This is a genomic window from Allobosea sp. LjRoot9, assembly GCF_964252745.1.
Lineage (GTDB): Bacteria > Pseudomonadota > Alphaproteobacteria > Rhizobiales > Beijerinckiaceae > Allobosea.
On sequence record NZ_CAXUPC020000011.1, the window covers coordinates 55538 to 69351 of the forward strand.

Here is a 13814-nt window from a genome sequence, read left to right on the forward strand (position 1 = left end):
TTCGAGACGCGCCTACGGCGCTCCTCAGGATGAGGGCTGGAGTTTCCAAACGGCACCTCAGCCCTGACGCGCCTAGGCTCCCGGCGCCCGCCGCAGCGCGCCGACGGCCTCGTCGACGCTGTGGAAGAGATGGTCCTGGCCGATTGCGGCGACGACGCCGAATTGCTGCAGGGCCCGGCGCGCACGCACCGATTCGACGCGGGCGATCGCGAAAGCGATGCCCCGGTCGCGGCAGACACCGGCCACGGCCAGGAGAGACTGGGCCGCGGTGTAGTCGATCGCGGCGATGCCGCCTGCCTCGAGGACGAGGAGCGCCGGGCGCTGGCGGTCAAGCAGGTCCAGCATGCCGTGCTGGAAGCTTTGCGCATTGGCGAAGAGCAGCGGCGCCTGGAAGGCGACGACGAGCACATCGGGCACCGGTTCGATCTCGCCGCCCTCGCCCGGCGGCCACCAGATCGTCGTCCCCGCGATCTTATTGAAGGCGATCGGCTGGCTGCGCGTCGTCATCCAGACGCCATGGATCAATGACAGGCCGACACCGATGGCGACGCCGGTCTCGATCGGCAAAAGGATGATCGCGAGCGCGGTGAACAGGATCAGGGCGAATTCGGCCGGCGCCTGCCGCGCTATGGTCAGGATCGTGCCGAGCCGAAAGATCCGCTGGGCGACGAAGAGCAGGACACCGGCCAATGCCGCCTCGGGCACATGGGCGAGCAGCGTGCCGCCCGCCAGCGCCAAAGCGAGCACCAGGGCCGCAGCCGTCAGCGCGCCAAGCTGGCTGCCGCCGCCGCTTTCGACCACGACCGCGGTGCGCGGCGGGCTCGCATTGACGGGAAAGGCGCCCGCCAGCCCGGCGAGCAGATTGGCGGCTCCAAGGCCGAGGAAGTCGCGGCCGACATTGGCCTCCGCCCCGTCCGGATCCCGGAAGGACCGGCTGACGGTCGCCGTCTGCATCATGACGACCAGGCTGACGATCAGCGCCAGCGGCAGGAGTTGCCGGAAATCCTCCCAGCCGAGATCCGGACTGAAGCGCGGCGGCAACCCCTCGGGCAGAACGCCGAGGACCGCGACGCCACGCGCCTCCAACCCGAACAGCATCACCGCCATCGTCGCGAGCCCGAGCGCGATCAAGGCGCCCGGCAGACGCGCCGCGATGCGCTCGCAGACCAGCATGATCGCCAGCACGGAAAGGCCGATCGCCGTCGACCAGGGGTTGATCGCGCCCCTTTGCGCATAGATCTCCTGAACCTGCGAGACGAGCTTGTGGCTGCCGCCGGGAAGGCCGAACAGACTCGGCAATTGCGACACCAGGATATGGATCGACACACCGGCCAGGAAGCCGGTGATGACGGGCGTCGACAGCAGATCCGCGATCCAGCCGAGCCTGAACACGCCGCCGAGCAGAAGCAGCATACCGACCAGGACAGCCAGCGTCGGTGCGGTCTGGCTCAGATTGCCGCCGCTGGCGGCAAGTATGACAAGCCCCCCGGCGAAGATCGGCGTGATCGTCGAATCGGCGCCTACGGTGAGGACGCGGCTGGCGCCGAAGAGGGCGAAGCCCAGCGTTGCCGCGACAAAAGCGAAGAAGCCGATCTGCGGCTCAAAGCCGCCCAGACGCGCTGTCGCCATCTGCTCGGGAATGGTGATCGCCGCCAGCGTCAGCCCGGCGACGATGTTGCGGCCGAGCCCATGAGAGGAGGATGCGAAAAAGTGGGTACCGGTTTTTCGCATGGGCCATGCACCGTGATCAGGCGGCGAGGATCGTCCCGATCAGGTGGGATGGCAATCCGCCGCGTCGCTCAGAGGCCGGCTGCCCTCACCCGCCCGACCTCGATGCCGTTCCAGTTCTTCAGCACGCTCTCGCGCAGCGGCGCGAAGGCTGTCGCCTCATCCTCGTTCAAGGGCAGGAAGCGCGCGATCAACGCCGCCATGACGACCTCGGCCGCCCTGCCCGCGCCATCGTCGCATTTCAACGCGATGCCATAGCCGAGTTCCGGCAGCGAGCCGCAATAGACGCCCTCCGCCCCCGTTTTGATGAAGGCGCGCTCGCGCAATTGCTCCATCGCGCGGGTGTCGAAGCGCCCGGTGCCCGCCACCATGAAGGGATGGGCCGCCACCGCCTTGCGGATGCGGGCGGCGGCCTTGGCGCGCTCCGGGCCGAGGCCGTGACCGGTTCCGAGACGGGCGAAGCCGAGCGCCAGCGCCTTCAGCGGCACGGCATAGGAGGGGATCGAGCAGCCATCCGTGCCCATCCGATCGCTGCTATGCGCTGCGCCGGTGACGCCTTCCAGCGCCCCGCGCACAGCCTGCTGCACGGCATGGCCAGCCCCAACATAGCCGGCTGGATCCTCGTCCAGGCCGCAGGCGAGGCAGACGAAGCCGGCATGCTTGCCCGAGCAGTTGTTGTTCAGCGCGCTCGGCTCGGCGCCAGCCCTGGCGATGGCGCGGGCGGCGGCCTCGTTCATCGGCCAATGCGCGCCGCATTCCAGGCAGCCGGCATCGCGCCCGGCTTTCTTCAGCATGGCGAGCGAGGTCTCGGCATGGAGCGGCTCGCCGGAATGGGAGGCGACGGCGAGCGCGATCTCCGGCTCGCTCAGGCCGTAGCGGTCGGCCGCGCCGCTCTCGAACAGGGGCAGCGCCTGGATCGCCTTGACGGCCGAGCGCGGAAACACCGGCCGCTCGACATCGCCGGCCGAGAAGACCACGCCGCCATCGGCATCCACCACGATGACCGAGCCGCGATGGCGCGACTCGACGGTGTTTCCGCGGGTGACCTCGGCGAGAACGGGATTTTCCATAGCAGGCTCCGATATCCGACAGGCCAATGTTCGACAGGATCATGCGGCCGGCGCGTGGCCTTGTGGCGTTTGGCGCTCGACCTGTCAAAAGCGATGGCGCAGATTGGCGCGGCCTGCGATGAAAGCGGCGCTCGCCCGCGCCGATCCGGGCTGCAATCAGGAACCGGGAAGCCTTCGAGCCGCTGATGTCAGAGACCGCAACCTCGCCGGACTACGAGACCGAATACAACAACCGCGCCCGCGTGCCCGAGCATCCCGGCATCATCGCCGGCTGGGCCAGCGATGCCGCCGCCTATCGTGAAGGCGCCGTCTGCGAACTCGGCGTGTCCTATGGCGAAAGCGCGCGCCAGTATTACGACCTGTTCAAGCCCCAGGCCGTCCGCGGCAACGCCATCGTCATGTTCATCCATGGCGGCTACTGGCAGGCGCTCGATCCGAGTTTCTTCTCGCATATGGCGCGCGGGCTGAACCAGCTCGGCGTACCGGTGGCCGTCGCGGGCTACGATCTCTGCCCGCAGGTCGAGCTCGGCCACATCGTCTGGGAGATGCAGCAGGCGGCCGCCGCGCTGTGGCGGCGTTTCAATCTGCCGGTCGTTGCGGCCGGCCATTCCGCCGGCGGGCATCTCTCGGCATGCCTGCTTGCGACCGACTGGAAGAATGTCGGTCCCGACCTGCCGGAAAAGCTCGTGCCAGCGGCCTATGGCATCTCCGGCCTCTACAATCTGAAGCCGCTGACCGAGACCAGCATCAACAGCGCCCTGAACCTCACCATGGAAGCCGCCGAGCGCGAGAGCCCGCTATTCTGGCCGGCGCCGTCACCGCTCCTGATGGATGCCGTCGTCGGCGGCGCCGAGAGCGAGGAATATCTCAAGCAGAGCCGCCGCATCGTCGATGTCTGGGGCATCGAGGGCGTGCGGACCCGCTATGGGGAAATCACCGGTGCCAACCATTTCACGGTGCTCGCCGACCTCGCCGATCCGACAAGCGCGATGAGCCGCAGGCTCGCCGAACTCGCCGGCGCTTGATTTCGGCGCGCGCGCAGTTCTATCCAGAGAAGACGTTTTATCCAGAGAATCTGTCACGTTTCGGAGCGCGCGATGCAGACCTTCTTCGTCGAGATCAAATGCAAGCTCGGCAAGACCTATGCGGTCGCCAGCGAGCTAGCCGACCGCGAGATCGCCTCGGAGATCTATTCGACCGCCGGCAATTACGACATCCTGGCGAAATTCCATGTCGCGGCCGATGTCGATATCGGCCATTTCATCGCCCAGAAGGTACAGTCGATCCCCGAGATCTCCGACACGCACACGATCATCACGTTCAAGGCGTTCTGAGCGGGCACGCCGCCTCGTTCACTCCACTGGTTCAGATCACTGAGAGCTGCCACGCATATTGGTAGCTGCCATATTCGGTGCTGCTCACGCCGTTGCGTTCGGTGCCGGGGAATTTTTCCGGCGGCGCCACCACCGTGACGCGGAAGACGCCGGTCTTGCCGGGCTTCAGCAGCCCCATATGCACGGCTGCGGCGCCAAGCGCCGAATCGCCGCTATAGATGTCCGTGCCCCAGAGCTGGCCCTCGATCACGCCCGTAATGCGGAAATAATAGACCGCGCCGATTTTTTCGCAGAGGCCGTGCATGTTCGGCGGCGCCTCGGAGGCGACGGAGTTCTGGTCGAGCAGCTTTTTGAGCTGCCGGCGCGACAGCTTTCCGCGCCGGTCGAAATAGGCGATCAGGTCCTGGACGACTTTCATGACATGTCTCCCGGCTGCAGGGTAATGACCCGCCCATAGGGCGGCTGGAAGGTCGAAGACGGTTTCGGCAGCACCCAGAGCACCGCATAGGGAACGGGCTCGGCCGGGTAGGAGATGTCGCCATCGGTGATGACGACCGCGGCGGTCACGCGCGCATCCTCAGCCAAAGCGGCGAGCGCAGGCGTCAGGTCGCTGCCGCCATAGCCTGAGATCTCGTAAGTCGCGAGCCCGCTCGGCGAGAGGATTTCGTCGGAGGTCACGACCGTGTCGCACTGGACGACGCGGATCTCGTCGACGCCGGCCACATCGCAGAAATCGGCGATGGCGCCGAGCACGAGCGGGATCTCGTCCCCCATCGAGGCGCTGGTGTCGAGGATGACGTTGAGCATCCAGGAATAGCGCTTGCGGCCCGGCATCACGACATCGGTGCGGTCGTTGCCGCGCCGCGAGGCGCGGGTAAAAGTCCGCTCGCCCGGCGCTGCACCTTCGAGCCAGGTCTGGAGCGCGACATGCCAGGGCGTGCGGTAGAGGCCGCGCTGCGCCTGGACGTTCTGCTGCGTGCCGCCTGGCCCGTCGCCGCGCCCGCGCATCGCGCCCATCGCCTTGGCGAGCACCATGCCGCGCATCGCGAGATCGCGGATCGCCCGGCCACGCTCAGCCTGGTCGGCCGTATCCTCGGGGAAGAGCTCGCGCTCGCGCCTGGCGTCGAGCGCATCGCCCATCGTGCCGTCGGGCGCCTGCCGCGCCGCGCCGAGCACCTGCTCGACGGTCGCGATCTGCCCCTCCCAGACCTGCGTGCGGGAGGACATGAAATGGCTGCTGCGGCGCATGTCGAGGACGATCTCCTCGGCCGATTTCTCGCGCGCGCCGGGCATGTCGAGCCCGCCGGCCGGGATCGTCGTCGTGCCCAACGCATGCCGCAGCATGTCGTTGATGATGTAGTCATGGGCGTAGTTGAACTCGAGCGCGGCGCTGCCGCGCGCCCGGTCATGGGTGCGCAGCGCCAGATGCAGGAGCTCGTGGGCGAGCACGAAGACGAGATCGTCAGCCGAGAGCCGCGCGGTGAAGGACGGGTTCACCAGCATCCGGCCGGAGGCGAAGACGCCCATCGTCGGCACGCGCGTATCGATCTCGACGCGCACCGCCGCTGCGAGGCCCGAGAGATGCGGAAACGGGGCCGTGACCAGCCGCAAGCCCTTCGCGATCCGCGCCCGGATGGCGCGTTCGTCGGGATGCCTCTCCGGAGCGCCGTTCATGTCGCCGCGACCTTGCGCAGGAGATCGTACATGGCGCGGTCGGCCCCAAGCCCGCCCCATGTCTCGACCATGTCGTTGAGCACGAGGAGCTGATGCTCGCTGGAGAGGGCGCGCAGGAAGCGGTTGATGAAGTGCGGCCTGATGCCTTCAGCCCGGCCGTCGCGGACGAATTGGCGGATGCAGTCGAGGATGAACCAGCGTGCGGAATCACCCTTGGGCAGGAGCTCCGGCTTGCGCAGATACTCCTCCAGCGGCCGCACGGCGCCGATCGAATCCTCCGCCAGCGCGCAGAACACCACTGCGTCCTCCGGCGAGAGCCGCCCGAAGGCCAGCGCCCGGCGCGTCTCGTTGCTGAGCAGGCCGGCCTTCTGGGCCATGTCGAGCGCGCGCGACAGCAGCGCCCAGGCGCGCGGCGTCGAGAACGGCATCGGCTCCGCCGGCACCGGACGCATCAGCGCGTCGGGAATCGTCGCGATGAAGCTGCGGATCTCGGCCCGGACGCCGGCGCGCTGCGCCCAGGCGAGCCATTCCGCGACATCGACCCGCAATTGCAGGATGGTGACGCGGTTGACCAGGGCCGAGCTCATCGCCCGCACCAGAGCGCGGTCCTGCAGGCGGTTGCCCGCCGCGACCACCCAGGTGCCCTTCGGCAGGGCATGCTCGCCGAGCCGGCGCTCGAGCAGGAGCGAGTAGAACGCCTTCTGGACGTCGGGCGAGCAGGCCGGCAATTCATCGAGGAAAAGGCAGAACGGTTCAGGCTTTTCCGGCAGCAGGACGCGTGGCGGGCAGAAGACCGAGCGCTCGCCGACGATGCGCGGAATGCCGCTCACATCCTCGGGAGCGATCTGCGTGCCGAGCAGCGAGCGGCAGGGCAGGCCGGCCTCGCGCGCCGCCTCATAGACCAGCTCGGACTTGCCCAACCCCGGGGCCGAGAGCAGCAGAAAGCTCTGCTCATGAGCCATGCACTGGATCAGTTGCTTGGCCTGACGCAGCGTGACGACTTCGTCGAACGCCGATCGCATCGCATCCATCATCCCCTCCCAGGAATAACCGGCAAGAATAGTCGGCCAATGACCGAGCGCCGGGCATGTGGGAACGATAGGTCAGCGCTGCCATGGCGCTCCAAGAGCATTATTTTTTCGCGATGTCGGCCTTGTTAAGCAGCCATTCATGCTGGGCTGGCGGCGGGCTCCTACGCGGCATTCGGCAGATGGGCTCGCAACTGGGCTCGCAGCTGGGCCCCGTCCCGATTTTGAAGAATTCGCGTTGGCGCGAGCCCTTCATCTCCTGCCCGCGCTTGACGCCGCCCCATTTCCGCGCGACCCCGTTTGCTCGGGTTGACGGCGATACGAAGGAAGCTGGGGATGGCCAAGAGTACCTTGTCGGCGGATATGCGCTCGGGCGCGCTCGTCTACCATCGCAGCCCACGCCCCGGTAAGATCGAAATCCAGGCGACCAAGCCGCTCGGCAACCAGCGCGATCTGGCGCTGGCCTATTCGCCCGGCGTGGCTGCCGCCTGCGAGGCGATCGTCGACGATCCCAGCCAGGCCGCCGAGCTGACCTCGCGCCAGAACCTCGTCGCCGTCATCACCAACGGCACCGCCGTGCTCGGCCTCGGCGACATCGGGCCGCTCGCCTCCAAGCCGGTGATGGAGGGCAAGGCGGTCCTGTTCAAGAAATTCGCCGGTATCGACTGCTTCGACATCGAGGTCGAGCAGAAGAACATCGAGAAATTCGTCGAGGTCGTCGCGGCGCTGGAGCCGACCTTCGGCGGCATCAATCTCGAGGACATCAAGGGTCCGGAATGCTTCGAGATCGAGGAGCAGCTCAAGGCCCGGATGCAGATCCCGGTCTTCCATGACGACCAGCACGGCACGGCGATCATCGTCAGCGCGGCGGTCCTGAACGGGCTCGATCTCTCCGGCAAGCATATCGGCGAGGTCAAGATCGTCGTCTCCGGCGCAGGCGCCGCCGCGCTCGCCTGCCTCAACCTGCTGGTCGAGCTCGGCGCCCAGCGCCGGAATATCTGGGTCACCGATCTTGAAGGCGTGGTCCATAAGGGCCGCAACACGCTGATGGATCGCTGGAAGGAGGTCTATGCGCAGGAGACCGACGCCCGCACGCTGGCCGAGGTCATCGGCGGCGCCGACATCTTCCTCGGCCTCTCCGCCGCGGGCGTGCTCAAGCCCGAGATGGCCAAGCAGATGGCCGCCAAGCCGCTGATCCTGGCGCTCGCCAACCCCAACCCCGAGATCACGCCGGAGGACGCGCTCGCCGTGCGCCCCGACGCGATGATCTGCACCGGGCGCTCGGACTATCCGAACCAGGTCAACAACGTCCTGTGCTTCCCCTATATCTTCCGCGGCGCGCTCGACGTGCAGGCGACGACGATCAACGAGGCGATGAAGCTCGCAGCCGTGCGCGCCATCGCAGCGCTTGCCCGCGAGGCGACCTCGGACATCGCGGCGCGCGCCTATGGCGGCGAGGCCTCGACCTTTGGCGCGACCTCGCTGATCCCCAATCCCTTCGACCCGCGCCTGATCCTGCGCATCGCGCCCGCCGTCGCCGAGGCCGCGATGGCGACCGGGGTCGCACGCAAGCCGCTCGAGGATGTCGAGGCCTATCGCGAGGACCTGTCGCGCTTCGTCTTCCGCTCCGGCTTCATCATGAAGCCGCTCTTCGCCCAGGCGAAGGCCGACCCCAAGCGCGTGATCTACGCCGAGGGCGAGGATGAGCGCGTGCTGCGCGCCGCCCAGGTCGCGCTCGAGGAAGGGCTCGCGATCCCGATCCTGATCGGCCGCCCGAGCGTGATCGAGACGCGCATCGAGCGCTTCGGCCTGTCGATCAAGCCCGGCCGGGATTTCGAACTGATCAATCCGGAGGACGATCCGCGCTATCGCGACTACGTCCAGACCTATCTCGACATCGCCGGCCGGCGCGGCATCACGCCCGATGCCGCCCGCTCGCTGGTGCGCACCAACAACACGGTGATCGCGGCTCTCGCCGTGGCGCGCGGCGAGGCCGACGCCATGATCGCTGGGCTGGAGGGGCGCTATCTCTCGCGGCTGCGGCATATCAAGGACATCATCGGCCTGCAGCCCGGCGTCTGCGACATCTCGGCGATGACCCTGATCATCACCAACAAGGGCGCCTTCTTCCTGGCCGACACCCATGTGAAGGCCGACCCGACCGCCGAGGAGATCGCCGACATGACGGTGCTCGCGGCGAGCCATGTCACGCGCTTCGGCATCGAGCCCAAGATTGCCTTGCTCTCGCATTCGGATTTCGGCGCCGCCGACACGCCGTCCTCGCTCAAGATGCGCAAGGCGCTCGGCCTGATCCGCGAGCGCGCGCCGGAGCTGGAATGCGATGGCGAGATGGAGGCCGACACCGCGCTCGTCGCCATGGTGCGCGAGCGCGTGCTGCCCTCGTCGCGCCTGAAGGGCGTCGCCAACGTCCTGATCTTCCCCAATCTCGACGCCGCCAACATTGCCTATCAATTCGCCAAGGTGCTGGCGGATGCGCTGCCTGTCGGGCCGATCCTGATCGGCGCGGCCAAGCCCGCCCATATCCTCACCGGCTCGGTGACGGCGCGCGGCGTCGTCAACATGACGGCGCTGGCGGTGGTCGAGGCGCAGGAGCGGGCGGCAGCGGCAGTGGCTGGCTAAACGCTCCTCTCGGGAACCACGCCGTCATTCCGGGGCTTCGCGTCAGCGAAGAGCCCGGAACCCAGAACCGCGGGTGGCGACGATGTAAGTGCTGGTGATGACGGAGCCTATCGCCCCGGCTCCATCGGTTCTGGGTTCCGGGCTCGATCCTTCGGATCGCCCCGGAATGACGATGGCGGCCATTCAAACCGCCGGTCTCCAAGGCCTGTTTTTCCGCCTTGGCAGGCGCTGAAAGCCGGGCTCTACTTCCCCCACGATGCCTGTGCGCCGCAGAGTCGGCCACCGCCAGGGGAGGCTTCCATGTTCGACGTCACGCGCCGCGCCGTGCCCTTCCTGCTTGCCGCAGCTCTTGCCGCAGGCTTTGCCATCTCCGGCGCGGCGACGGCCGCCGCTCAGGTGGTCTTCCACCGCGGCAATGACGGCGACCCCGAGACGCTCGACGCCCACAAGACCTCGACGGTCACCGAAGCGCATCTGCTGCGGGACCTCTCCGAGGGGCTGGTCATCCACAATATGAAGGGCGAGGTCGTGCCCGGCGTCGCCGAGAGCTGGACGATGTCGCCGGACGGCAAGACCTATCTCTTTAAGCTGCGCAGCTCCGCGAAATGGTCGAATGGCGACCCGGTCACCGCGTCCGACTTCGTGTTCTCGCTGCGGCGGATGGTGAACCCCGAAACCGGGGCGAAATACGCCAATATCCTCTATCCCATCCTCAATGCCGAAAAGATCAACAAGGCCGCGGCCGACGCCAAGCTCGACGATCTCGGCGTCAAGGCAATCGACGAGCGCACGCTCGAGCTCAAGCTGGAGCGGCCGACGCCCTATCTCTTGGAATTGCTGACGCATCAGAGCGGGCTGCCGGTCCACCCGGCCTCGGTCGCGAAATTCGGCAAGGATTTCGTCAAGCCGGAGAACTGGGTCTCGAACGGCGCCTATGTCCTGAAGGAGTTCGTGCCGAACTCCCATATCCGGCTCGACAAGAACAAGGCCTTCCACGACGCCGCCAACGTCAAGATCGACACGGTGATCTATTACCCCTCCTCGGATCTGGCCGCTGCGGCGCGCCGCTTCCAGGCCGGCGAACTGCACCTGACGACCGACATCCCGGCCGACCAGATCAAGCAATTGCGCGAGAAGCTCGGCGACCAGGTCAAGGTCGCGCCCTATCTGGGCACCTATTTCCTGATCATCAACAGCGCCAAGAAGCCCTTCGACGATGTCCGCGTGCGCCGGGCGCTGTCATTGGTGATCGACCGCGAATTCATCGCCGACGAGATCTGGGGCGGCACGATGCTGCCGGCCTATGGCGTGATCCCGCCCAATATCGGCAATTACGGCGAGCGCGCCGAGGCCGACTTCAAGAACGCCTCGCCGCTCGACCGCGAGGACGAGGCGAAGAAGCTGCTCGCCGCCGCGGGCTTCGGCCCCGGAGTGCCGCTCAAGGTCGAGCTGCGCTACAACACCACCGACAACAACCGCCGCACCATGATCGCCATCGCCGAGCAGTGGAAGGCGATCGGCGTCGAGACTTCCTTCATCAATACCGACGGCAAGACGCATTTCGCGTTCCTGCGCGACGGCGGCGATTTCGACGTCGCCCGCTATGGCTGGATCGGCGACTATTCCGACCCGCAGAACTTCCTCTTCCTGTTCCAGAGCGACAATACCGGCTTCAATTCGGGCAAATACGACAACCCGACCTTCGACAAGCTGATGAAGACCGCCGCCGACGAGATCGATCTCGTCAAGCGCGCCGCGATCCTGCGCGAGGCCGACGCGATCCTCGCTGCCGACGTGCCCTGGATCCCGATCCTGTATTATTCGAGCAAGAACCTGGTCTCGCCCAAGCTGGTCGGCTTCGAGCAGAACCTGCGCGGGGCGATCCCGACGCGATTCCTGAGCTTGAAGCCTTGAATCTTGCTGTCATTCCGGGGCGCGCCAAAGGCGCGAACCCGGAACCCACGACTGGACGGGCGTTTGCGACTGGCTTCGGCGCAAGTCTCACCCGGTCGTGGCTTCCGGGTTCGGCCCTTGCGGGCCGCCCCGGAATGACGCGGCGCGTCCGCTGATGCTCCCCTTCATCCTGCGCCGCCTCGCGACCGCGATCCCGACGCTCTTCGTCGTGGTGACGCTGTCGTTCTTCCTGATGCGCGTCGCGCCCGGCGGACCGTTCGATCTCGAACAGCCGCTGGAAGCCAAGGTGATGGAGAACCTGCGGCGCATCTACCAGCTCGACCAGCCGCTCTACCGCCAGTACCTGACCTATCTCGGCGCGCTGCTGCGCGGCGATTTCGGCCCGTCCTTCTATTTCCGCGATTTCTCGATCGGCGAATTGTTCGCGCAGGGCCTGCCGGTCTCGATGCGGCTCGGCGCCTCGGCGCTGGCGCTCGCCCTCCTGATCGGCGGGCCGCTGGGAGCGCTTGCCGCCTTCCGCCAGAACGGCAATGCCGACCATGCGGTGATGGGCTTCGCCGCGGCCGGCATCACCATCCCCAATTTCGTCGTCGCACCGGTGCTGCAGATCGTCTTCGGGCTGATGCTCGCCTGGCTGCCGGTCGGCGGCTGGAATGGCGGGGCCTTGCGCAACGTCATCCTGCCTGTCGTCACGCTCGCGCTGCCGCAGATCGCGGTGATCGCGCGCATGACGCGGGCGGCCATGATCGAGACCCTGCGCGCCAACCATATCCGCACCTTGCGCGCCCAGGGGCTCGACGGTTCGACGGTGGCGCTGCATGCGCTGCGGGCCTCGGCCCTGCCGGTCGTCTCCTATCTCGGCCCGGCGGCGGCAGCCCTTCTCACCGGCTCGGTCGTGGTCGAGACGATCTTCGGCATTCCCGGCATCGGCCGCTATTTCGTCGAGGGTGCGCTCAACCGCGACTACACGCTGGTGATGGGCACGGTCGTCGTCATCGCCGTCTTCGTGCTCGTCTTCAACCTCGCGGTCGACCTGCTCTACGCCCTGCTCGATCCCCGCGTCAGGTTGGATTGAGCATGTCGCGTTTTTCCGATCCGGACCGGCTCCAGGGCATGCGCCGATGAGCGAGCTGTCGCTCGGCCCCCTGCCAAAGCTTGGCCGCTCGCTCTGGCAGGATGCGCGCAACCGCCTGATGCGCAATCGCGCGGCGGTCGCGAGCCTGATCGTGCTGGGGCTGATGGCGCTGGCCTGCATCGCCGGCCCCTGGCTCACCGGCCACCCTTACGACCGGGTCTATCCCGACTATGTCCGCGTGCCCGCCAGCCTGGAGAGCTATCCCAAGGCGGATGCGATCCCCGCCGCCGTCCAGCGTATCGCCGCCCGCATCCGCGCGACACCGGGCGATGTCGTGGTCGCGGGCGAGAGCTTGCGGCTGACGCTGACCTCGCAGCGCCCGATCGACCAGCGCCTGCTGGTCTATTTCGACCGCTCCGACCAGTTCGGCACAGCCCGGATCACGGCGAATGAAGAGGATGGCCGCAGGCTTGCCGTCGAGGTCCCGCTCAAGCGGCAGCGCTTCCTCTTCGGCACCGATGCGAATGGCCGCGACCTCCTGACCCGCACCCTGATCGCGGGACGCGTCTCGCTCGCCATCGGCCTGCTCGCGACCGGCGTCGCGCTCGTCATCGGCGTGCTCTACGGCGCAACCGCCGGCTATCTCGGTGGGCGCATCGACATGCTGATGATGCGCGTGGTCGATGTGCTCTACGCCCTGCCCTTCATCTTCTTCGTCATCCTGCTGGTGGTGTTCTTCGGCCGGAACTTCATCCTGATGTTCCTGGCGGTGGGGGCGATCGAATGGCTCGACATGGCCCGGATCGTCAGGGGCCAGACGCTTTCGATCAAGCGGCAGGAATATGTGCTGGCGGCCGAGGCGCTCGGCGTCACCACGGGTGGCATCATCTGGCGCCACATCATCCCCAACACGCTCGGCCCCGTGATCGTCTATGTCACGCTGCTGGTACCCAAGGTCATCCTGCTGGAGAGCTTCCTGTCCTTCCTGGGGCTTGGCGTGCAGGAGCCGATGACGAGCTGGGGCGTGCTGATCTCGGACGGTGCGCGGGCCATCCAGGGCGCCTGGTGGATGCTGGTCTTCCCCGCGACCTTCCTGGTGACGACGCTGTTTGCGCTCAACTTCCTCGGCGACGGCCTGCGCGACGCGCTCGACCCAAGGGATCGCTGAAGGTGCGCACCAGCCAGTCCAATAGAGGGCGCGGGGTCCCCTCTCCTGTAAGGAGAGGGTCAGGGGTGAGGTGTAGGCCGTTTGACCAGTTGTGTGACGACCTTGCCGTCATTGCGAGCGCAGCGAAGCAATCCAGGGGACGTAGAGCGAGCCCTCCTGGATTGCTTCGCTGCGCTCGCAATG

Annotated in this window: 11 protein-coding genes; 6 read left to right on the forward strand and 5 right to left on the reverse strand. The window is 67.0% G+C overall.

The window, feature by feature from the left end; genetic code table 11:
- Positions 1–72: 72 nt before the first annotated feature.
- Together ACSQ3P_RS27835 and ACSQ3P_RS27840 are read right to left on the reverse strand one after the other, a co-directional pair.
- Positions 73–1731, reverse strand: a complete 1659-nt coding sequence (locus ACSQ3P_RS27835) for a SulP family inorganic anion transporter (RefSeq protein ID WP_436168695.1) — start codon at positions 1729–1731, stop codon at positions 73–75.
- 68 nt (positions 1732–1799) lie between these two features.
- The gene (locus ACSQ3P_RS27840) at positions 1800–2798 is read right to left on the reverse strand and encodes an asparaginase (RefSeq protein WP_436168696.1); all 999 of its coding nucleotides are present in this window, start codon (positions 2796–2798) and stop codon (positions 1800–1802) included.
- Between the two features lie 185 nt (positions 2799–2983).
- On the opposite strand from ACSQ3P_RS27840, the gene ACSQ3P_RS27845 reads away from it, so the two are divergent.
- Both ACSQ3P_RS27845 and ACSQ3P_RS27850 read left to right on the forward strand, forming a co-directional pair.
- Positions 2984–3823 (forward strand): alpha/beta hydrolase, encoded by an 840-nt coding sequence (locus ACSQ3P_RS27845; RefSeq protein ID WP_436168697.1) that lies wholly within the window; start codon positions 2984–2986, stop codon positions 3821–3823.
- 72 nt (positions 3824–3895) lie between these two features.
- Entirely contained in the window at positions 3896–4132 is a 237-nt protein-coding gene (locus ACSQ3P_RS27850; protein WP_069690405.1) for an Lrp/AsnC ligand binding domain-containing protein, read from the forward strand.
- Positions 4133–4163: 31 nt separating this feature from the next.
- Here ACSQ3P_RS27850 and ACSQ3P_RS27855 read toward each other — a convergent pair whose 3' ends face one another.
- Genes ACSQ3P_RS27855 through ACSQ3P_RS27865 form a run of 3 tightly spaced genes read right to left on the reverse strand, consistent with a single transcriptional unit; the run spans position 4164 to position 6837 of the window.
- A complete protein-coding gene (locus ACSQ3P_RS27855) occupies positions 4164–4550 on the reverse strand; it encodes an LCCL domain-containing protein (protein ID WP_436168698.1) in 387 nt (128 codons plus the stop codon).
- Complete coding sequence (locus tag ACSQ3P_RS27860; protein WP_436168699.1) at positions 4547–5806, reverse strand: vWA domain-containing protein; 1260 nt, start codon at positions 5804–5806, stop codon at positions 4547–4549. Before ACSQ3P_RS27860 ends, ACSQ3P_RS27855 begins: the two co-directional genes overlap by 4 nt.
- Positions 5803–6837 (reverse strand): AAA family ATPase, encoded by a 1035-nt coding sequence (locus ACSQ3P_RS27865; RefSeq protein WP_436168700.1) that lies wholly within the window; start codon positions 6835–6837, stop codon positions 5803–5805. The genes ACSQ3P_RS27860 and ACSQ3P_RS27865 overlap by 4 nt, the downstream gene beginning before the upstream one ends.
- A 333-nt stretch (positions 6838–7170) precedes the next feature.
- On the opposite strand from ACSQ3P_RS27865, the gene ACSQ3P_RS27870 reads away from it, so the two are divergent.
- The 4 genes from ACSQ3P_RS27870 to ACSQ3P_RS27885 all read left to right on the forward strand — a co-directional run bounded on the left by ACSQ3P_RS27870 (position 7171) and on the right by ACSQ3P_RS27885 (position 13631).
- On the forward strand, positions 7171–9474 hold the full coding sequence (locus ACSQ3P_RS27870; protein ID WP_436168701.1) for an NADP-dependent malic enzyme: 2304 nt from the start codon (positions 7171–7173) through the stop codon (positions 9472–9474).
- A 300-nt stretch (positions 9475–9774) separates the two neighbouring features.
- A complete protein-coding gene (locus ACSQ3P_RS27875) occupies positions 9775–11388 on the forward strand; it encodes a peptide ABC transporter substrate-binding protein (RefSeq protein WP_436168702.1) in 1614 nt (537 codons plus the stop codon).
- A gap of 154 nt (positions 11389–11542) precedes the next feature.
- Entirely contained in the window at positions 11543–12463 is a 921-nt protein-coding gene (locus tag ACSQ3P_RS27880) for an ABC transporter permease subunit (protein WP_436168703.1), read from the forward strand.
- A 46-nt stretch (positions 12464–12509) separates the two neighbouring features.
- On the forward strand, positions 12510–13631 hold the full coding sequence (locus ACSQ3P_RS27885) for an ABC transporter permease subunit (RefSeq protein ID WP_436168704.1): 1122 nt from the start codon (positions 12510–12512) through the stop codon (positions 13629–13631).
- Positions 13632–13814 lie beyond the last annotated feature (183 nt).